Genomic DNA, 20,236 nt, shown 5'->3' with positions numbered 1-20,236 from the left:
CCGATGGTTTCCGGGCTTATTGACTCTCATTGCCATCTTGATCGTGTTGACGAACTCACGGAAGTGCTTGACCAGGCTCTGGCCGAACAGCTTTCGGGCATGGTGACAATCGGCACCGAATTTTCAAAGGCGCAAACGCAAATCGACCTGACGCGCCATAGTCAGCCGGACCTTAAAATATGGTGCAGTCTGGGTACTCACCCTGACGCCGTGCAGGACGTGCCCTTTGCTACCGCTGAAGAGATCGCCGAACGCTGCGATCACCCTGCCGTCATCGGGATTGGTGAGACCGGGCTTGATTTTTTCCATGGCGATGAGTCCGCGCGCACGCTTCAGGAAAAGTTTTTTCGCACCCATATTGCCGCCGCCCGCATGACAGGACTGCCGCTGATCATCCACGCGCGCGATGCTGATCATGACGTGACGCGCATTTTGGAAGATGAGACTCGCCGCAATGGGACCTTCCCATTTTTGCTGCATTGCTTCGCGTCGGGCATGAAATTGGCTGAGACAGCGCTCAAGCTGGGTGGGTATATCAGTTTTTCCGGCATCATCACTTTCCGCAAGACTGAAACCTTGCAGGAAATCGCCCGCTCCATCCCGGAAAATCGGCTTTTGGTGGAGACTGACAGCCCCTATCTGGCCCCCGTCCCGAAACGCGGTAAGCCGAACACCCCAGCCTATGTGACCTATACGGCGTCGCGTCTGGCTGAGTTGCGGGGTATCGCGCCGGAGCAACTCGCTGCCCGGACGACCGCGAACTTCTATAGCTTGTTCAAGAAAGCGGCATGAAGATCACCATTCTTGGATGTGGGCCTTCCGGCGGCGTCCCCATGATCGGCGGAGCGAGAGAGGGCGGCATATGGGGCGCATGTAATCCGCAAGATCCGCGAGATACGCGCACGCGCTCCTCTATCGTCATTGAAACGGATGAGGGGACGCGGCTGCTTGTTGATTGCGGCCCGGATTTGCGTGCGCAATTGTTGCGCAACCATATTGCAGATATTGACGCCCTGATCGTCACGCATGAACATGCTGACCATATCGGCGGCTTTGACGATATACGTGGGATCAACCGCGTCATTCAACGCCCATTACCGCTTTATGCGTCCCCAGACGTCCTTAAATCAATGCAAATGCGCTTCTCTTATGCCTTTGAAACATGGTCTGGCGGCGAATTTTTCCGCCCTGTGCCGGCGCCACAACCTGTTTCAGCGCCCGAAACGATTGCCATTAACGGGACTGGCGTCACTTTTTTTGCGCAGCGTCATTATAAGGTGGCGACATTAGGGCTGCGCATCGGAAATTTCGCTTATAGCACGGATGTGGAACATCTGCCTGAAGACGCGATCGAAGCTTTGCGCGGCGTCGAAACCTGGGTTGTCGGGTGCCTCCAGCGTGACCCGCATGTTGCGCATGCCTGTCTTGACGACGTGCTGAGATGGCGTGCGGAAATCAAGCCCTCACGGGTGATCCTGACCCATATGGGCCCGGGCCTGAGTTACGGCTCGCTCGCGCAGGAACTGCCCCCCGGCATGGAACCCGCTTACGATTCAATGACGTTCGACGTCCCCCCCGGGGGGGACGCAAAATGGGGGATCAGGCGAGGGGGCGGAAACTAAGGTTTCTCTAAGCCTCGAAGAGCGGGGGAGAGAAGTTTCGATTTGGAACATTTTAACGGTAGGCGATTTTTGTGATTAGATTTAGATTTTCCTGATCTAGTTGGCATAATATATCTTATCGGGCTGATATCCGCGCGTGTTATGGCGTGGGGCTGGGGCTGGGGCTGGGGCTGGAGACGCGCGAATCATCATGTCGCCCTTCATGCAACAAGGCACGGTGCCTCCTGCCTTCCCTTCCCGAGCGATTCGGTTTAAAAAACGCATAACGTATCCGAAACGACTTCATCAGACACAGGGAAGCCTTCGTGACCGAAAATTTTCCGGACGAGCCCGTCGAAATCTTCTCCCCTTCCCTTCCGGAAAAACGCAGCCCTGCCAAACAGCCCCGCGGCCTGATGGCCATCACATTGTGCGAGGCTTGGGTTGCCTATTGCCTCTATGGTTTCGGCGCCCTCCTTGTGCTTTACGCTGCCGATTACATCTTGCGTCCCGATATCGCGTCAACCGTGATCGGGCTGGGGCCTTTCTCCCAGCTTTTACAATGGATTTTTGGCACAACATCGACGTCGGGGCTCGCGGCTGAGATTTCCAGCGCCTATCTAATGTGCGCCTTTTTATGGCCCATCGCGGCCGGGATCATCATTGACCTGCTCCTCGGCTTTCGAAATGCCTTCATCATCGGCATGGTGCTGATCTGCGCCGGGTTTCTTCTTTTGGCGTCGAGTGCGACTTTTCTCTTCGCGCTGCTGTCTTTGATACTTGGCTTCGGGCTGATCAGGGCCATGCTTCCCGCGCAGCTTGGGCAGCTTTATGATCATGATGATCCACGGCGATCAGATGGCTATCAGATATTCTGCCTCGGCCTGCAATTTACCGGTATTATCGCCCCTCTCGCGGGCGGACTGACGGAGAAATATTACGGATGGGGCCCCGCCTTCCTCGTTTTAAGCCTCGGCGCGCCGCTTGGTGCGCTGTTTTACTGGCTTGGCTGGAAGCACCTCCCAAAAGCCTCGTCCCGTCACCAGAAGGGTGTCCGCATCGCTTTGTCGCGGAATGACAGGAGGGCGCTTCTGATGATCGTGCTGTTTCTACCGGCGCTCGCCGTTAGCAGCGTGCCGAACAGCCAGATGATGAGCGCCTATGAATTATGGGGTGGCCAGCATTTTGCCCTCTCATTATTCGGTTACGTCCTCCCCGTCTCGTCCCTGATCTCACTTGACGGTATTGCGAGTGTCGCGACCGGGTTCATGATCCTTTGGCTCTGGCGCGTCTGGGGGCGTTATCGACGCGTGCCGGAGGAGATGGCGAAAGTCGTTATTGGCGGCATTATCACGCCCCTGGGGCCCCTCGCTCTTATGGCCGGCGCTTATTTCGGGCCGGGCCTGCATGAGGTCAATCTCTGGTGGGCGGTTGCCTTTCATTTCTTCAATGATTTCGGGTTTGGCCTCTCTCAGGCGACCGGCATGGCGCTTGTCGCCAAGCTTGCACCCGGCCCCATCAGGACAAGTGTGATCTCTTTCTACCCTTTCAGCTCTTTCCTCAGCCAGCTTCTCGCAGGGCGCCTCGCCTCACTTTTGGTCGCAATGGGCAGCATCCCCTTCTGGGGACTGCATATGGCCGCCTCGATCGTAGGGGCGGTCATGTTCATCACGATTTATCTGGCATTCCGGGATGTCTTTAGGGAAGACGCATCCATCGATGTGAGTCTAAAGGTGCGGCAACCGTCCTTGCCCTGACCCGATTGATACGCTCCCGGCTTTGCACGCTGGGAGCGCCCAGGGCGGACGTCAGCTCACCCTTAACAATCCACCTCACCGGACCCGACAGCCGCGTCGCGCACCTCATCCTCTGTGTGCGTCGCACCGCCCAGAACCAGCGCAATATCCTGAGGCGTGCCCAGTCTTTCGGTCGCGCGCACCTCAAGAGAGCGCCTGACAATCGGGTAATCATCCACGAGCCGCTTGAAAACATGCGCCGGGATGGAAAGGAGATGCCCGAACTGAACAGCGCGGATCGTCCCCGGAGCTGGCTGATTGGAGAGCAGCATATCCGCACCGATCAGATCCCCGGCGCCAAACTGGATGTCATGTTCTGAAATATGCATTTCCGCGAGGCCGGCGACAACGGCATAAACCGTGCGCACCTTGCGCCCGCGACGTAGTAATTCCTCGCCTGGAGACACAAAGCGCAGTGAAATATTCATGGACAGATTATGTACGACGCCATCCGGCACACCGCGCAAAGCCGGGAGTTCGCGCAATCGTTGGGAAATACCACTTTTCAGGTCAAAGCGCAGCGGTTTACTCAGGCGCTCACGCCGTTTTTCCGTGTCACGATAGAGCTCTCGATGGACCTCCTCCGTGATAAGATTATCGGAAAGAAGTTCATCATACTCCTCCCCCTCAAGACGGAGGGAAATCTGATGAAGGATGCGGCTTTCAAGCGCTTCAGAGTAACCCTGATAATGCACGCGGAGCATCTCCAGTGCATCATCCAACATGCGGCGCTGTCGCCCAAGAACCTCAGAAACGATTTCACTGAGACGAATACCCAATGTCGGCTCCAGCCGATGCTTCATGAAGCGGGAAAGAGAAATCGAGACAAGGTGCGTAATCACCAGCATCTCAAACCGCTCAGACATGCAGGTCATCAAAGGTCGGTCAATATGCAGATATTGATGCAGCATCTGCGCAATCCGAAATCGCCAGGTCGGGCGCAGGCGGCGGCGGCGCGCACGGACATAGCCGTAACGACCTTCAAGCCGCGCGCCCTCCACCATGGCCTCAGCCGAACGCAGGAGTGTTTCCATCACCCGTCGAGAGAGGCCCTGAATACGGAACAGATCAAGCAGAAGTGACCTCTCTTGGTTGGCGATGGTGATCAATGCCAATGTCACGCGTTGCCGGTCACCCAAGGCGGTGTCGAATGTGTTGGCTTCACTTTCCTCCTCCGCGCGCCGATTGATATGGCCGAGAATGGTCCGCTGCGTCCCGCGCGCGAAACCGAGCTCCTCCGCAAGGCCGTGCGTGCGCTCGGCAATATGGCGCAAACCGCTGCTGAGCACCTGATGGCGCAACGCCTTATTGATGGGAGAAAGCTGATCAAGCTCAAAGAAAACGACGAGATAGCGCAACGTCGTCCCATTGAGGAAAAGCGTGATCAGGACGAAGCCTGTGGCAACGACGCCGACAAAATGGGCGACGCTGCCGCTGACACGTTGATTTTCCGTTACGGCCAGCGCCAGAGCCAAAGTGATCGCGCCACGCAGCCCGCCCCAGACCATCGTCGTTTTAAACGGCAGCGGTACCGGGGGTGACACTTTGAGCATTTCCAGCAAGGGCAGCATCCCGAACACCACTGCGCCGCGCGCCAATAATCCGGCGACAGAGGCGATCAGAATCAACACGCAATCCCAGCGCGTCATCCCGATCAGCAAACGCGGTATCAGCATGGAAGCAAGCAGGAAAACCAGTGAGCCTGCCCAGAATAAAAGCTGCTGCCACAACTCATTAAGGAAGCGCCAAACTTGCGGGCGAAAGGTTGAAGGCCCGTAAACAGAGAGTGTTAGCCCGGCTGAAGCCGTCGCCACCACACCTGAAAAACCGAAAAACTCGTCGCAGATGATGTAAACGACGTAGGGCAACGCTAGAGTCAACGTGATTTCAGCGGCGGCCGATGCACCGAGCCCAGTGATGATCATCAGAGTCAGACGCGCAAATGCGACACCGACCATGATGGCACCGGTAAAGGACATGGCAAAATTAACGACGGTCTCACCAAACTGAATGTGGTGATGGGATGCGACGGAGGAGAGCAGAATGGAGAAAATGGAGATCGCCGCCGCATCATTGAGCAGGGCCTCCCCCTCAACAAGGCGTGTCAAACGTGAGGACGCGCCGACATCCCGGAAAATCCCCGCAACGGCGGAAGGGTCCGTCGTCGCGACGATTGAACCGAGCAGAAGACAGATAACGAAGGATTGCCCCGCAAAAGGATAAAGTGAAAAGCCGATTGTCGCTGTTGACACCACCACGGCGAGGACGGCCAGCAGCAGGACGGTCGATGTCTCATGCGCAAGGCGCCGGACATCGATCGCCAGCGCCCCCTGAAAAACGAGGATCGGCAGGAATATCAGCAGAAAAGCTTCACTATTGATCGGGAAATCGAGAATGGCCTCGGCCGCGCCATTGAATATCTCGATCGACGTTGAACGCAGGACGAGATCCGCGAACAACCCGATTAAAATCCCCACAACGGCAAGCAGGACCGTTTCGGACACGCCAAGGCGCTGCGCCAAAGGCTGCACGAAACTAATCAATGCCAAAAGGAGCGCCAGCACCAATATAATGGCTGCCAGACCCGTGACCATCATTCCTTAAATATCTCCCGCTTATCGATTCACTTTATTATCAAACGGTTACGAGCGTGAGAGTTTTAACCCCGTTCCCGTTAAGAATACATGAGCCCCATGACTTCAACCCCTTCCACATCATGCTGAAGGGCGTCCCAACCCTCAAAATAAGGGCGGTTGGGAGATCTTCTGGGACCATCACATCGCCATATGATGCTTATTCGACGGTCACGGATTTTGCGAGATTCCGCGGCTGATCGACATCCGTCCCTTTCAGCAGCGCCACTTCATAAGCGAGGATCTGCACAGGGATGGTGAAGAGGATCGGCGCCACAAAAGCATCGACATCCGGCAACACAACCATCTGCTCCGCAATGCCGGAAAGCCGCGCCGCCCCTTTCTCATCCGTGAAGGCGAGTATGCACCCGCCACGGGCTTTCGCCTCCTGGATGTTGGAGAGGGTCTTATCGAACAATATCGTTGACGGCGCAATGACCACAATCGGCACGTCTTTATCGATGAGAGATATGGGGCCGTGTTTCATTTCCCCGGCAGCATAGGCCTCAGCATGGATATAGGAGATTTCCTTCAGCTTGAGCGCCCCTTCCAGCGCGATGGGAAAGCACACACCTCGCCCGAGATAAAGGACATCGCGCGCCTCGGCCACAATGACCGCCATTTTCTGAATATCCGCGACACGCTGAAAAACCTCCGCAGCACGGGAGGGCAGGTCGAAAAGAGTGGAAACCATCTGTTGAGCCCGCGATGCCTCAATCGTACCGCGCGCCTGACCCATGGCGATTGTCAGCGCGGCGAGGACGGAGAGCTGCGCGGTAAAGGCTTTCGTGCTGGCGACAGAAATTTCCGGCCCCGCAACCATGCCGAGCGTGACGTCGCTGTTACGCCCCATCGTGCTGGTCTCGACATTCAAGATAGAGACGATGCGCTGATCCGACCGGCGCAAAAGACGCAGGGCGGCCAATGTGTCCGCCGTTTCACCGGATTGAGAGATGAGAAGTCCCATGCCCCCCGGCGTCAAAGGCGGCGCACGGTAGCGAAGCTCGGATGCCACATCAATATCGACGGGCATTCGGGCCTCCGCCTCCAGCCAGTAGCGCCCGACAAGGGCCGCGTAATAAGCGGAGCCACATGCGGTCATGGTAACGCGCGGCACCTCGGCCAGAGAAAAACCAAATTCCGGCAGCGCCACGGCCTTACTTACGGGGTCAATCACACGCTGCAATGTCTGACCGATCACAACAGGATGCTCATGAAGCTCCTTTTCCATATAGTGACGGTAGCCATCCTTACCGACAGCGCCAGCAATCAGCGCCATGGGCTGCGCCGGGCGCCTGACCTTCTGCCCCGCTTCATTGAAGATCTGCACGGAGCGCGGTGTCAGCACGACCCAGTCACCATCATCCAGATAAGTGATTTTCTGGGCGAGTGGCGCAAGCGCGATACTGTCGGAACCGAGGAACATTTCGCCCTCACCATATCCAACAGCGAGCGGGGCCCCATGGCGCGCGCCAATAATCAGGCCGTCATGGCGGGCGAAGATAATGGCCAGCGCATAGGCGCCCTGAAGGCGCTGCAAACTCTCCCGCGCGGCCTCCTGCGGTGACGCACCGCGCGACATCATCAGGTCAATGAGCTGCGTGACAACTTCCGTATCCGTTTCAGATGAGAACACGCGCCCTTCCGCAACGAGTTCATCACGCAAGGATTGGTAATTTTCGATAATGCCATTATGCACCACCGCCACCTGCCCCACAGCATGGGGATGTGCGTTCTGCTCGTTCGGTTTCCCGTGGGTCGCCCATCTTGTATGGCCGATCCCGGTCGTCCCCGCGAGGGGCTGCGCCTCAAGCACAGTCTGAAGATGGTCGAGCTTGCCCGGCGCGCGGCGGCGATCAATCCGGCCGTGATCAAGCGTCGCGATGCCCGCGGAGTCATAGCCGCGATATTCAAGCCGTCTCAAAGATTCGAAGATGAGAGGTGAAGCCGTGCGATGGCCTACAACACCACAGATCCCGCACATCAGCTTTTCTCCTTCTTCGCCTTGAGGGCGTTCTGCATCTGCTGACCGCGACCTGGTTTGGTCGCCTGACGCGCGCGCGCAACGGCAAAATCCATGTCCGCCACATTTTCAGTCAGAACGCTTCCCGCCGCCACAAGTGTGGCGTCCCCAATGCGGATCGGGGCCACCATAATGGTATTGGAGCCGATGAAAGCATGATCCCCGATCGACGTCTTATGTTTGAACCTACCATCATAATTGCAGGTGATGGACCCGGCACCGATATTGGTCCCCGCACCAATCTCGGCATCGCCGATATAGGAGAGGTGATTAACCTTGCTCCCTTGGCCGAGTTGAGTCGCTTTCAGTTCGACAAAATTGCCGATATGGGTCTCCGCCGCGCAAACCGTGCCAGGACGGAGGCGTGCGAAAGGGCCGATCCGTGAGTCATCGCCGATGGTGCAGCCCTCAAGGTGTGAAAACGCACGCACATGCACCCCACGCCCCAGACGGACACCGGGCCCGAACACGACATGCGGTTCAATCACGCAATCGGGTGATAATTCTGTGTCCGCAGCGAGGAAGACCGTCTCTGGCGCAACCAACGTGACCCCTTCCGCCATCGCTGCGGCGCGGAGCTGCTCCTGAAGCATGCGTTCCGCTGCCGCCAGCTCGGCACGGGAATTGACCCCCGCCAGCTCCGCCTCCGACCCCTCAATGAATGTGACGCGCCCTTCCCCGGCGGCCTGTTCGACCACATCGGTCAGGTAATATTCCCCTTGCGCATTATCATGCGTCAGGGCATTCAGCCAGCGGCGCATATCAGTCACGGCCGCGCATAACATGCCCGCATTGCAAAGGGGAATGGCGCGCTCATCCTCGGTTGCGTCCTTCCACTCAATAATGCGCTGCACGTCGCCCCCGGAAGTAACGAGGCGGCCATAATGGCCCGGATCCTTCGGGCGCATGGCGAGAAGACGCAACAACACACCTTCAGGGCGTGGCGCGACAAGCTGCCGCATGAGAGGGACGGAGATAAGGGGGTTATCGGCATAGAGAATGGCCACATCGCCACCCCCGAATTCCGCCGCTGCCTGGCGCGCCGCATGACCCGTTCCAGCGCGCTCATTCTGCACAATAATTTTGTGAGGTGCGACGCAGGACGCGATATCGTCCATATCCGGACCGACCACCACAATGATGCGGTCAAATATCTGCTCCGCCTTATCGATCAGCAGTCCGATCATTGGCACGCCGCCAAGGGGATGCATGGCCTTGGGCAGGCTGGATTTCATCCGCGTGCCCAACCCGGCAGCCAGGATGATGACGGTGACTTCATGACCCGTTACGGAGGGGGTTTGCGACATCGTTTCCACAACCTATTGATATCGTTTTCCGGTAACTAAGGATAGGTCAGTGCGTCAATTTTTTACCGGTCACTTATCGTTTCCGAATATTTCCGTCACGCCGGATCGGACCGGTGGCCGGTGTCAGTAACGCCTCTTTCAACGTCAGGACGTTGAATAATGATCCAGCACGGCGATGATTTTGCCCAGTTTGGGATGATGGAACTCAAATCGCACAACGATGAGGGGTGCTGCCAAACCCGCATCGAACCAGGCCGCACCGGGGTACGGGGCTGAAAATAGCGCGCGGTTCGGCGTTTTACGCATGAAGCCGGCAATCTGGCGTCCGATAAAATCACATCGCAGCATTTTCCCGGCATATTTTTGCGGGTTACCTGTCGGGACATCCGCTATGGTGGGGCCTTTGACCTGCATCTCCGTCAGCCGTAGTCCGTCAAAAACATTTGCCGCGCCATTGCAGGTTTGCGTCATCAACATACGATGTTGAAGCATCGCGACCGCTGAAAGCGTGTCGAGCGTGCCCTTGAGCGCCCGCTTCGGCACAGGCTCACGGTCCGCCTCCCTGGGGGTAAGGTCGGTGATCTCCGGCTGTCCGTCCTGATAGGTCAGCAATATATGTCGCTCGGCCCCCCGAGAATAGCCGCCGCTCTCAAAACGACGCGGCAAAACCCAGTCGGTGGAGAACGCACCCTCGGCCGCGCTCTGTATTTTCATTCGTAAAAACAGGCTGATCAGCCCCGACGCGTCCACATCCGTCGAGATATCATAATGAATTGGCGTCAGGCGATATTTGACCAAAACATGCGCCACATTAAAGCCGTGCACATAAATTCGATAGGCGGCTTCAATCTGACGTGACGTCTCCAAAATGGGTGCCGTCGCCGCCGTGGCGCGCGGGCCCGGAGCGCTCACGGCCAGCGCCGAGACGACGAGAAAGGCGCAGTAGCGGCGGCTAGACGTCAAGATTGGCGACTTTTTGGGCATTGCCCACAATGAAGTCGCGGCGCGGCTCCACAACGTCACCCATGAGGGTTGAGAAGACCTGGCCGGCCTCCTCCGCATCCCCGATTTTGACTTGCAGCAAAATGCGCGTTGCAGGGTCGAGCGTTGTATTCCAGAGCTGCTCATTATTCATCTCGCCAAGGCCTTTGAAGCGGTTGATGGTGAGACCTTTACGTCCCTGCACCATGGCGCGTTCAAAAAGTTTAGCGGGGCCATCCGCCTTGATCTCGCCGCCATCCATTTTCAATGTTGCCGGTTCAGCGAAATGACGGGCCACGTCGCGTGCCTCCTGATTCAGCCAGCGTGCTTCAGCCGAACGCATCAGATTGGCATCCAGATGATATACTTCCCCGACACTGCGCACGGAGCGCGCCAAGCGCAGCCCGCCCTTATCAGAAGGCACGACTTTCCAGCCGCGTTCATTCTCTAGCGAGGATTGATCCAGCCTCTCCTGCAGGACCGGAGCGCGCGTCTGCAAAGTGGCGCTGTCGATTGTCAGCAGATCGGCGATAAAGGCCTGCTCCAGGATCCAGACCGGCACTTTGCTCGACATATTCTGTAAAGTCTGCGCGACGCGCCCGATAATACGCATCTCATCCAGAAGCGCCGTGCCTTCCAGAGTACGTCCATTAGCAAAGACAAGTTTCGCCTGCCCCAGCGCCTTATCGAGGAGATAATGCTCCAAAGCCGCATCGTCTTTGAGATAACGCTCATCATTGCCGCGTTTCGCGCGATAGAGGGGCGGCTGGGCGATGTAGAGATATCCCTTCTCAATCAGCTCTGGCATCTGGCGAAAGAAGAATGTCAGCAGCAATGTGCGGATGTGGGAGCCATCAACGTCAGCATCCGTCATGATGACGATTTTATGATATCTCAATTTATCAATAGAAAACCCGCCCTGATCCACGTCGCCACGACCTATACCCGTGCCAAGCGCTGTGACCAGCGTACCGATCTCGGCTGAACCGAGCATACGGTCAAACCGCGCGCGCTCCACATTCAGGATTTTGCCCCGAAGCGGCAAAATTGCCTGGAAGCGCCGATCGCGCCCCTGTTTCGCGGTCCCGCCGGCGGAGTCACCCTCGACGAGGAACAACTCCGCCTTCGAGGCAGCACGCTCCTGACAGTCCGCCAGTTTGCCCGGCAGGGAAGCAACGTCAAGGACACCTTTACGCCGGGTCAGCTCACGCGCGCGCCGCGCCGCCTCACGCGCAGCGGCCGCTTCCGCGACCTTTGAAAGGACCGCCCTGGCTTCTTTCGGGTGGGTTTCAAACCAGAACCCGATCGCATCCGCCGCCGCGACATGCACGACAGGCTGAACCTCAGAGGAAACAAGCTTGTCCTTCGTCTGAGATGAGAATTTTGGATCAGGCACTTTGACGGACAAAACGGCCGTCATGCCTTCCCGCATATCTTCACCCGTCAGGGCGACCGACTCTTTTTTCGACAACCCATCCGCATATTTGCCGACAACGCGCGTCAATGCCTGGCGGAAACCCGCCAGATGGGCACCGCCATCACGCTGCGGAATGTTGTTGGTGAAAGCCAGCATCGTCTCATGAAAACTATCATTCCACGTCATGGCGAACTCAACACGTATCCCGCTTTCCGCATGGTCAATCGCGCCCACAATGGGCTCGGGCAAAAGGGAGGATTTGGAAGCGTCCAGATATTCCACGAAGGATTTCAAACCGCCTTCAAAGAAAAATTCGTGCTCAATCGGTTCCACGTGACGTTCATCCCGGATCGTGATCCGCAGGCCCGAATTGAGGAAGGCAAGCTCACGCACACGGCGTTCAAGGATCGCGAGCTCAAATTCCGTGCGTGCAAAAGTTGCGGCGCTCGGTTTGAAGGTGACAAGCGTGCCACGCGGCGCATCACTCTCTCCGACAACTCTAAGCGCGGCATCCCGCTCACCGTGCTGGAAGCGGATGACATGCTCCTGCCCATTTCGCCAGATGCGCACTTCCATCCATTCCGAAAGCGCATTGACCACCGCCGCGCCGACGCCGTGCAGCCCGCCTGAAACTTTATAGGAGTTCTGGTTGAATTTGCCGCCAGCATGGAGTTTTGTCAGCACGACCTCTGCCGCGCTCACCCCCTCCTCTGTATGGACATCCGTCGGAATACCGCGCCCATCATCCCGCACACTGACGGAACCATCGCCGTTCAGCGTGACCGTGCATTGCGTGGCATAGCCGGCCTGGGCCTCATCAACGGCATTATCGATGATCTCGAACACCATATGATGCAGACCGGAGCCGTCATCCGTGTCACCAATATACATGCCGGGCCGCTTGCGCACGGCGTCAAGTCCACGCAAGACCGAAATTGACGACGCACCGTAATCGCCGTCAAGGCCACTCAAGTCGTCACCTTCTCCGTAGGGGTCCATTGACGGGTTTTGTTCGGACATAGTGATCCTGAGCTCCTGAATTATCTTCTATTGTCTTACACGAAAATCCGCTGCGCGACCACAGGCGCACACCCTGTCTCAGCTCAGCTATCGCCGCGTAAAAATGATGTCGCTTCATGAATGCAACGCGTTATCCCGGACACAGATGCGCGATGCATTGGTGGAAAGTCCCGCGAAATCCCCGACCCCGACATCATGACGGGTACCTGCACCGCCTCCACGACCTTCAGCAAAGCGTGGCGATAGGGGATCATCCAGATGCACGAGGGGCTCATCCAGCAGCAAAGCCGGCGGCGCGCCGTGATGTGCGGCCACGATGGCGGCATGGGAAAGGATGATTCCAACGAGCAATGTTTTCTGCTGCCCGCTGCTTGAAAACTGGGCCGAGCGGCCCGTCACACGGTCACGGATGACGTAATCCGCCCGATGCGCCCCGATGCGCGTGACACGTGACTCCCTATCCTGCATCCGCGACGCGAGGAGGCGCGCGCAGCCCATCTTCTACCTCCAAGGCCGGCCTGTCCTGTAAGGCATCACCGATATCGCAAGTAAGCGCGATTTCCGGCAGGGGGAAGATCGGATCGCTGGGGCTTTGAAGATGAATGGCATCAATAAGCGCAAGGCGCTCCGCCGTGACGGCGACGGCGTGGCGCGCGATACTGTCCTCCACCGCCGAAAGCCAGGCCGCCTCATCAGGCCGTTCTGCCAGAAGGCGGTTACGTTGCTGTACGGCTGTATCATACGCCGCAAGCTCCCGCGCATGAAGCGGATTGTTAGAAAAAACGAGCCTGTCAAAAAAGCGTCGCCCCGCGCGCGCCTTCCGAGAAAAGGCGATCTATCTGCAGTGTCAGCCAGATGACGGGAAAAGCCCGGCGAGATCCGCCTGGGATTTAACGGACTGTCCATCAAGCTGCGCCTGACGACGCCCCAGTCATCCGCCCCGAAACACCCCATTTGCGGCAAAGGCGCCCCGCGCAGCCCGCGGAAAGGAGAGAGATGGCCTCAAGCAGATTGGTTTTACCTGCACCGTTTTGACCGTGAAACACGGTGAAAACGGTGCAGGCGCCCATGTCAGACGCGCATAATTGCGAAACCACGTCAGGACAAGTTTCTGAAGCAATGAACCAATTTGAGCTTTCAGACGCGCATGGGCATGAGAACGAAAAGAACGTTCTCATCCGTTGAGTCAGTCACCAGCACGGGCTCGGCATTATCCGCGAAGGAAAACACAACCTCAGAATCGATTTGATCCGTGATGTCATGCAAGTAACGCGCCTGGAAGCCGATTTCGAGCGGTGTTGCATTATAGGTGACGCTGTTCTCCGTGAGTTCCTCCGTCGCTGTGCCTTGATCCTGGCTTTGCGCGGTCAGGGTTAGAACATTTTCACGCAGGACCAGCTTAACCGGGCGGGAACGCTCGGTGCTGATTGCCGCGACACGCCCGACCGCAGTTGCGAAGTCCGATTTACTGACACGTAAAATGCGGTCATTCCCTTTCGGGATCACGCGCTCATATTCCGGAAATGTGCCGTCAATTAGCTTGCTCGTCAGCTTCATCCCTTCCCGCTCGAAGGAAATGATGGTGTCAGAAAGCTTGATCAGCACATCACTCCCATCCTCATCGAGCAGCTTGCGCAATTCACTGATGGTTTTTCGGGGGATAATCACACCCGGCATACCTGGCGCGCCTCGAGGGGCCGGGATTTCCGTCCGTGCAAGACGATGCCCGTCCGTCGCGACCGCGCGCAAGGCGGGCTTGCCGTCAACATCCGCGATGTGAAGGTAGATACCATTGAGGTAATAGCGTGTTTCCTCCGTCGAGACGGCGAAGCGTGTTCGGTCGATCAGGCGACGCAGGGAGGCGGAGGGGAGTTTGAAATTATGGGAGAGATCCCCCGTCACCATCGTCGGGAAATCTTCAACCGGCAGGACGTTAAGGCTGGTCACGTAACGCCCGGCGCGCAGGGCCAGAGGGGCCGTCCCGCCTGCATGTTCCAGCTCAATCGCGACATCATCGGGGAGCTTGCGGACGATTTCATAAAGCACGCTGGCGGCGACAGTAACAGCGCCATCCTGCGTGCCTTCCGCCTCCAGCACTTCTACCAGCAAAATCTCCATATTTGTAGCTGTCAGATGGATGCGGCCATTACTGTACTCAATCATGACATTGGCGAGGATCGGCACGGTATTCCGCCGCTCAACAACGCTCTGAATGTGTGCGAGCGCTTTGATCAAAGAAGATCTTTCAGCTTGAAATTTCATGAGATCTCGGAACCCCTGGCCACAGTCGAAACACGACAAAATGAGATTAGCAGAGCAAGAAGCGTGGTGAAAGCCTACCCTTCCAACATACGTTTCAAAAGCTCAACATCTTCCGCAAAGGCGACATCACGCTCCATCAATTCCTGAACGCGGGAGACGGCGTGCATCACCGTGGTATGATCACGATTACCGAATTTACGCCCGATTTCCGGCAGGGATCGGCTGGTGAGATGCTTCGCGAGGAACATCGCAACCTGTCGGGGCCGCGCCACGGCCCGCGCGCGCCGGGCTGAGGACATGTCCGTCAGGCGGATATTCCAATGCTCCGCCACTTTTCGCTGGATCTCCTCAATCGTCACGCGCCGGTCATGTGCTTTGAGGATGTCATGCAGCACATCCTGCGTGTTTTCGAGCGTTACAGGACGGCCGAAGAGATTGGCATGAGCGATGAGGCGGTTCAGCGCGCCTTCAAGCTCACGCACATTGGAGGTGATTTTATGCGCGAGAAACTCAAGCACCTTACCCGGCACGACAACGCCGGAAGCCTGCGTCTTGGCCTCCAGAATGGAGATGCGCAGTTCAAACGTCGTTGCATGGATGTCCGCCACCATGCCGCATCCTAGCCTTGTGCGCAGGCGATCCTCCAGCCCGGAAAGATCTGACGGTGATTTATCCGCGCTGACGACAATTTGACGACCCGCATCCACCAAGGCATTGAAAGTATGGAAAAATTCTTCCTGCGTGTTGTCTTTACCGATCAGGAATTGCAGGTCATCGATCATCAGCACATCGACACTACGGAGATGCTCCTTGAACTCCATCGTCGATTGGGAGCGGATCGCCGCGATGAAGCGGTACATGAATTTTTCGGCTGACATATAGGCGACGGAAACACCCCCTGCCTGCGTCAATTCCGAGCCGATGGCGTGCATCAGGTGGGTTTTTCCCAACCCGACCCCACCATAAAGGAAGAGGGGGTTGAAGCCGAGGCTGGAGGGTTTCTCGGCCACGCGCCGCGCGCACGCATAGGCAAATTCATTCGGTTTGCCGACCACGAAGGTGGAGAAGGTGAATCGCGGGTCCAGCGGGGCCGCGAGATCGTGCTGTGCTTCCGGGCCCGGGCCGGAAGGATTTTCCTCGCCCGCCTCAGCGCGATCCCGCGGCGCTGAAGCGGCAAGTGTCGAGTCGGGTACGGGTTCCGCTGTTGTGACGGCGCTTGCCGGACGGACAACCTGTAATTCAACGCGCCGGACGAGCGCATTTTCAGCGCGCCATAAAGCTTCGAGCCGGTCACCATACTGGCCGCGAATCCAGTCCCTCAGAAAGCGCGTCGGCAGGAAAAGCGTGATCTCATCTTCCTCCAGCGGGCCGAGGACGATTTGCAGCAACCACGTTTTATACTCAACATCCCCGATCTCGGCACGCAGGCGCTCACGCACTTTAAGCCATTGTTCCGCAAGCTCTTTCGTTGAGCCTTCGACGCAGTTGAAGGTCTCCGCCTGTACCTTGCCTGGACCCTCTTCCGCCATATGAACCTCGGACATTGCCATGCTGACCCGTTGCACTGTTTTGCATCAGGAACCGGACCCGTGCACGACAATTTTCAGAAAAACAGAAATCTATGAAAGCCGCCGTGGAGGGACAAGCCTCGCGAAAAAAGTTGAATTTTTTCTTAAGGGGTCAAAAATAAAGCGAGCACATCCGGGAAGATGTTGCTCGCTTCTACGGGCATCATAAAGCCCCTTCGCCGGGCTGAAGGCGTTTAGGCGGAGGCCAGCGCCTTGATCCGCGCCGACAGGCGGGACAATTTGCGTGACACTGTATCGAGGGAGACAACACCCTTGCCGACAGCGCGCTGCATCTCCGGCTGCGCCGCACGCAGAGCCTCACGCGCAGCGTCCTTGTCACCGACCAGAATCGCCGTCTCGACTTTTTTCACGAAGGTGCGCACACGGGAGACGCGTGCCACGTTTCGCGCGCGGCGACGCTCATTCTGGCGGATGCGCTTGCGCGCGGATGCGGTGTTAGCCATGTTCTCTTTTCAGCCCTGTCCTGCTATTGGCCGGTTGACCCAGTGACGATTCCCCGAATGCCGTCCTTCCTGTGACGATTTTCGAAACACCGATGTTTCGGTACCAATTTATCCAGTCTCACGGCGCAGGTCAAGTGTTCTCTTACCTAAATCGCGATCTCATCGTGCTTCCTGGCAAAGAGGGCAGTAAAAACTGGAACGTCCCCCCTGCACGGCCCGGCGGATCACGCCTTTGCGCGACTGGCGGGCACATTGGGGGCAGTCCTGCCCGTCGCGGTCATAGACAAGGTGCAGGTCCTTATACCCGCCATTCTCTCCATCAGCGCCAACATAATCCCGTAATGTCGAGGCCCCGCCGCAATCGCCGCCGCCAGCACTTGATGCGTTTCCCTGACGATATGGGAGATATTCTTAGCGGTAAGGTCACGCCCTTTCGTGAATGGATTGACCCGCGCACGGAAGAGTATCTCGCAGACATAAATATTCCCGAGCCCGGCCACGACACGTTGATCCAGCAAAATGGTTTTGATCGCGGAGGATTTTTGAGAAATGGCGGCGGAAAGATAATCCGGGGAAAAATCCGCACCGAGCGGCTCCGGCCCCAAAAGGGCGAGAGACGGCCAACTCCCCTCATCCTCCGTTCACATCAGGTCAATTGCGCTGAAACGACGCGGATCGACGAAGCGCAACTGCAAACCATCGGGAAAATGGAAAATCACATGCGTGTGGCGGGCAAGCGCCGCATCCGTGTCAGCGAGAACAAAGCGACCGGACATGCCAAGATGCACGATGATGCTGTCTCCCCGATCCGACCTCATAATCATGTATTTTCCGCGGCGCATCAGCTTTGTCACGCAGGCACCGGCGAGGCGTGCAGAGAAATGAGGGTCAATCACGCGGCGCAAACCGGCGCGCGGATGACGTCCATGGATTGGATACGCGATTTCAGGACACGTCGCGCAATGCCCCGTAAGATTGTTTCAACTTCAGGAAGTTCCGGCACTTTTTAATGACCCGTCTTGAAAAGAAGAGATGCCGTGAGGGCTTGATGAACCGCACAGCCCGACCCTGAACGAGCGTCGCGATCCGCCGGCCCTGCCAGGGGCTTTCTATATAGCACTGGCATCCGGGCGCGCAACACGATATTAAAGACACTTATGAGAGAGATATCTGCACATGATACGCCCCCGCCCATCGGCACGCTTGATGATGATGTGACGGATTTCGGTTTCCGCAGCGTTCGCAAGGACGAGAAGAAACTCCTTGTGCGCGGTGTGTTTGACAGTGTCGCGAAGCGCTATGATGTCATGAATGACGTGATGTCACTCGGCATTCACCGTATCTGGAAGTCCATTTTCATCCGGTCCCTCCTGCCACGGCCCGATATGACACTGCTTGATCTGGCTGGTGGCACGGGTGATATCTCCTTCGGCTGGCTGCGCCATGGCGGTGGCCCCGCCATATTGACGGACATCAACGAATCGATGCTCTGTGTGGGGGAGGAGCGCGCGGCTGAGCGCGGGCTGACGGGCAGAATGTCGTTCTGCGTCGTGGATGCGGAGGCAATTCCCCTGCCAGATTGCAGCGTGGACCGCGTCGCCATGGCTTTCGGGCTGCGCAATTGCACGCAGAAGGATGCGGTGCTGGCCGAGACATTTCGGGTCTTGAAGCCCGGTGGACGTTTCTGCTGCCTCGAATTTTCCCATGTTGAAGTCGCTGTCCTGTCCACAATTTATGATTTGTGGTCTTTCAAGGTCTTGCCGCGCATGGGTCAGACGATCGCGAAGGATGCGGCAAGCTATCAATATCTCGCAGAAAGCATCCGCACCTTCCCGGATCAGGAGACGCTGGCCGACATGATGCGGGAGGCCGGATTTGAACGCGTAAAATATCAGAATCTGACGGGCGGTATCGCCGCGATTCATACGGGTTGGCACCTGTAAACATGCCGAAACGCATTCTCCTCATCATCACAGGAGGAATCGCCGCCTATAAGGGGCTGACTTTGATCCGCCTGCTCAAAAAAGAGGGCCATCACGTTAGTGTGATACTGACGGAGGGCGCCCTCAAATTTGTGACGCCGCTTTCCGTACAGGCGTTGGCGGGCACGGAACCGCACACCGCGCTTTTTTCCCCGACGGAAGAAGGTCGTATCGGGCACATCGCCCTGAGCCGTGACGCCGATATGATCGTGGTCTATCCCGCGACCGCCAACATCCTTGCCAAAATGCAGCATGGTTTCGCGGATGATCTCGCCTCAACCATCCTCCTCGCCACAGACAAGCCAATCTATGTCGCGCCGGCGATGAATCATCGCATGTGGAACCATCCGGCAACGCAGCAGAATGTCGAGGCCCTGACGGCGCGCGGCGTGCGCTTTATCGGGCCGGAGGAAGGCGACATGGCCTGTGGCGAATATGGCCCGGGCCGCGCCGTTGAACCGGAAAAACTCGTGCAGATCATCCGTGAGACCGGCGCGGATAAGGTTTCGGACATTGCCAGCGGCCTGCGCGTACTTATCACGGCCGGGCCGACCCATGAGGCCATTGACCCGGTCCGCTACATCGCCAATCGCTCATCCGGCAAGCAAGGTTACGCGATTGCGGCCGCCTTCGCGCAATGCGGAGCGCATGTCACGCTGGTGAGTGGTCCGACATCACTCCCTGCCCCTGAAGATGTCGCGCGCATCCATGTGACCACAGCGGAAGAAATGCTTTATGCGTGCCAACATGTTGGCCCGGTCGATATCGCTGTCTGCGTCGCTGCCGTGGTGGATTGGCGCCTCGAAACACCTTCGGCGCATAAGTTGAAAAAGGGTGAGGAAGAGCGTCTGCAACTCGCTTTGGTCAGAAACCCCGATATTTTGGCCGTGATTTCACAACCAGGCCCGTCGCGGTCCTCTCTCGTCATTGGTTTCGCGACGGAAACTGATGATATTCAGGAGAATGCGGCGCAGAAACGCACCCGGAAAAATTGCGACTGGATTGTCGCGAACGGTGTCGATGCGCAGAATGCTCCTTTCGGGCAGGATGATAATACCGTCATGATCATTGATGAAACGCGCACCGAGACCTGGCCCCATCTCCCGAAGGAGGAGGTGGCTGCGCGTCTCGTGCAGCGCGCGGTCAAGGCGGTTCGTGCCAGAACTTCCCATTCAATATGAG

At 57.5% G+C, this 20,236-nt stretch carries 17 protein-coding genes; 5 read left to right on the top strand and 12 right to left on the bottom strand.

The features are described 5' to 3' along the window. Window positions 1-3 precede the first annotated feature (3 nt). The 3 genes from AAYR33_03480 to AAYR33_03470 all read left to right on the top strand — a co-directional run bounded on the left by AAYR33_03480 (window position 4) and on the right by AAYR33_03470 (window position 3,358). Window positions 4-792: a TatD family hydrolase gene (locus tag AAYR33_03480; protein ID XAO72363.1), complete on the top strand. Its 789-nt coding sequence runs from the start codon at window positions 4-6 to the stop codon at window positions 790-792. Beyond that, entirely contained in the window at window positions 789-1,622 is an 834-nt protein-coding gene (locus tag AAYR33_03475) for an MBL fold metallo-hydrolase (protein XAO71996.1), read from the top strand. The genes AAYR33_03480 and AAYR33_03475 overlap by 4 nt, the downstream gene beginning before the upstream one ends. A 305-nt stretch (window positions 1,623-1,927) precedes the next feature. After that, on the top strand, window positions 1,928-3,358 hold the full coding sequence (locus AAYR33_03470; GenBank protein XAO71995.1) for an MFS transporter: 1,431 nt from the start codon (window positions 1,928-1,930) through the stop codon (window positions 3,356-3,358). A 62-nt stretch (window positions 3,359-3,420) separates the two neighbouring features. Here the strand turns inward: AAYR33_03470 and AAYR33_03465 are convergent, their stop codons facing one another. The 12 genes from AAYR33_03465 to AAYR33_03410 all read right to left on the bottom strand — a co-directional run bounded on the left by AAYR33_03465 (window position 3,421) and on the right by AAYR33_03410 (window position 17,968). Then, window positions 3,421-5,994: a cation:proton antiporter gene (locus tag AAYR33_03465; GenBank protein XAO71994.1), complete on the bottom strand. Its 2,574-nt coding sequence runs from the start codon at window positions 5,992-5,994 to the stop codon at window positions 3,421-3,423. A gap of 196 nt (window positions 5,995-6,190) precedes the next feature. Continuing rightward, complete coding sequence (gene glmS, locus AAYR33_03460) at window positions 6,191-8,014, bottom strand: glutamine--fructose-6-phosphate transaminase (isomerizing) (protein XAO71993.1); 1,824 nt, start codon at window positions 8,012-8,014, stop codon at window positions 6,191-6,193. Then, the gene (glmU, locus tag AAYR33_03455) at window positions 8,014-9,360 is read right to left on the bottom strand and encodes a bifunctional UDP-N-acetylglucosamine diphosphorylase/glucosamine-1-phosphate N-acetyltransferase GlmU (protein XAO71992.1); all 1,347 of its coding nucleotides are present in this window, start codon (window positions 9,358-9,360) and stop codon (window positions 8,014-8,016) included. The genes glmS and glmU overlap by 1 nt, the downstream gene beginning before the upstream one ends. A gap of 144 nt (window positions 9,361-9,504) precedes the next feature. After that, on the bottom strand, window positions 9,505-10,323 hold the full coding sequence (locus tag AAYR33_03450) for a DUF3108 domain-containing protein (GenBank protein ID XAO71991.1): 819 nt from the start codon (window positions 10,321-10,323) through the stop codon (window positions 9,505-9,507). Then, entirely contained in the window at window positions 10,313-12,757 is a 2,445-nt protein-coding gene (gyrB, locus tag AAYR33_03445) for a DNA topoisomerase (ATP-hydrolyzing) subunit B (protein ID XAO72362.1), read from the bottom strand. Before gyrB ends, AAYR33_03450 begins: the two co-directional genes overlap by 11 nt. Before the next feature lie 135 nt (window positions 12,758-12,892). Continuing rightward, entirely contained in the window at window positions 12,893-13,276 is a 384-nt protein-coding gene (locus AAYR33_03440) for a hypothetical protein (protein ID XAO71990.1), read from the bottom strand. Further along, window positions 13,236-13,448 carry a hypothetical protein gene (locus AAYR33_03435; GenBank protein XAO71989.1) on the bottom strand — a complete coding sequence of 71 codons (213 nt, stop codon included), beginning with the start codon at window positions 13,446-13,448 and terminating at the stop codon, window positions 13,236-13,238. The genes AAYR33_03440 and AAYR33_03435 overlap by 41 nt, the downstream gene beginning before the upstream one ends. 467 nt (window positions 13,449-13,915) lie before the next feature. After that, window positions 13,916-15,040 (bottom strand): DNA polymerase III subunit beta, encoded by a 1,125-nt coding sequence (gene dnaN / locus AAYR33_03430; GenBank protein XAO71988.1) that lies wholly within the window; start codon window positions 15,038-15,040, stop codon window positions 13,916-13,918. A gap of 74 nt (window positions 15,041-15,114) precedes the next feature. Continuing rightward, window positions 15,115-16,569 (bottom strand): chromosomal replication initiator protein DnaA, encoded by a 1,455-nt coding sequence (dnaA, locus tag AAYR33_03425; protein ID XAO71987.1) that lies wholly within the window; start codon window positions 16,567-16,569, stop codon window positions 15,115-15,117. A gap of 233 nt (window positions 16,570-16,802) precedes the next feature. Further along, on the bottom strand, window positions 16,803-17,072 hold the full coding sequence (rpsT, locus tag AAYR33_03420; protein XAO71986.1) for a 30S ribosomal protein S20: 270 nt from the start codon (window positions 17,070-17,072) through the stop codon (window positions 16,803-16,805). A 224-nt stretch (window positions 17,073-17,296) separates the two neighbouring features. Further along, the gene (locus AAYR33_03415) at window positions 17,297-17,677 is read right to left on the bottom strand and encodes a hypothetical protein (GenBank protein XAO71985.1); all 381 of its coding nucleotides are present in this window, start codon (window positions 17,675-17,677) and stop codon (window positions 17,297-17,299) included. Window positions 17,678-17,713: 36 nt separating this feature from the next. Further along, a complete protein-coding gene (locus AAYR33_03410; GenBank protein ID XAO71984.1) occupies window positions 17,714-17,968 on the bottom strand; it encodes a DNA-formamidopyrimidine glycosylase family protein in 255 nt (84 codons plus the stop codon). Between the two features lie 261 nt (window positions 17,969-18,229). Here AAYR33_03410 and AAYR33_03405 point away from each other — a divergent pair, with 261 nt between their 5' ends. Continuing rightward, window positions 18,230-19,015 (top strand): class I SAM-dependent methyltransferase, encoded by a 786-nt coding sequence (locus AAYR33_03405; GenBank protein ID XAO71983.1) that lies wholly within the window; start codon window positions 18,230-18,232, stop codon window positions 19,013-19,015. A gap of 2 nt (window positions 19,016-19,017) precedes the next feature. Next, complete coding sequence (gene coaBC / locus AAYR33_03400) at window positions 19,018-20,235, top strand: bifunctional phosphopantothenoylcysteine decarboxylase/phosphopantothenate--cysteine ligase CoaBC (protein XAO71982.1); 1,218 nt, start codon at window positions 19,018-19,020, stop codon at window positions 20,233-20,235. The last annotated feature ends 1 nt before the right edge of the window (window position 20,236 follow it).

The organism is Acetobacteraceae bacterium (assembly GCA_039613835.1).
GTDB lineage: Bacteria > Pseudomonadota > Alphaproteobacteria > Acetobacterales > Acetobacteraceae > Sorlinia.
Note: the sequence above shows the minus strand (reverse complement) of the source record. Positions and strands in the feature narration are given on the sequence as shown.

What these genes read in the sequence shown, in the direction of transcription:
- glmS (XAO71993.1), bottom strand. Translation starts at nt 8,014, where the DNA reads ATGTGCGGGATCTGTGGTGTTGTAGGCCATCGCACGGCTTCACCTCTC.
- dnaA (XAO71987.1), bottom strand. Translation starts at nt 16,569, where the DNA reads ATGGCGGAAGAGGGTCCAGGCAAGGTACAGGCGGAGACCTTCAACTGC.
- AAYR33_03465 (XAO71994.1), bottom strand. Translation starts at nt 5,994, where the DNA reads ATGATGGTCACGGGTCTGGCAGCCATTATATTGGTGCTGGCGCTCCTT.
- AAYR33_03480 (XAO72363.1), top strand. Translation starts at nt 4, where the DNA reads ATGGTTTCCGGGCTTATTGACTCTCATTGCCATCTTGATCGTGTTGAC.
- coaBC (XAO71982.1), top strand. Translation starts at nt 19,018, where the DNA reads ATGCCGAAACGCATTCTCCTCATCATCACAGGAGGAATCGCCGCCTAT.
- glmU (XAO71992.1), bottom strand. Translation starts at nt 9,360, where the DNA reads ATGTCGCAAACCCCCTCCGTAACGGGTCATGAAGTCACCGTCATCATC.
- rpsT (XAO71986.1), bottom strand. Translation starts at nt 17,072, where the DNA reads ATGGCTAACACCGCATCCGCGCGCAAGCGCATCCGCCAGAATGAGCGT.
- AAYR33_03440 (XAO71990.1), bottom strand. Translation starts at nt 13,276, where the DNA reads ATGGGCTGCGCGCGCCTCCTCGCGTCGCGGATGCAGGATAGGGAGTCA.
- gyrB (XAO72362.1), bottom strand. Translation starts at nt 12,757, where the DNA reads ATGGACCCCTACGGAGAAGGTGACGACTTGAGTGGCCTTGACGGCGAT.
- AAYR33_03405 (XAO71983.1), top strand. Translation starts at nt 18,230, where the DNA reads ATGAGAGAGATATCTGCACATGATACGCCCCCGCCCATCGGCACGCTT.
- AAYR33_03475 (XAO71996.1), top strand. Translation starts at nt 789, where the DNA reads ATGAAGATCACCATTCTTGGATGTGGGCCTTCCGGCGGCGTCCCCATG.
- dnaN (XAO71988.1), bottom strand. Translation starts at nt 15,040, where the DNA reads ATGAAATTTCAAGCTGAAAGATCTTCTTTGATCAAAGCGCTCGCACAC.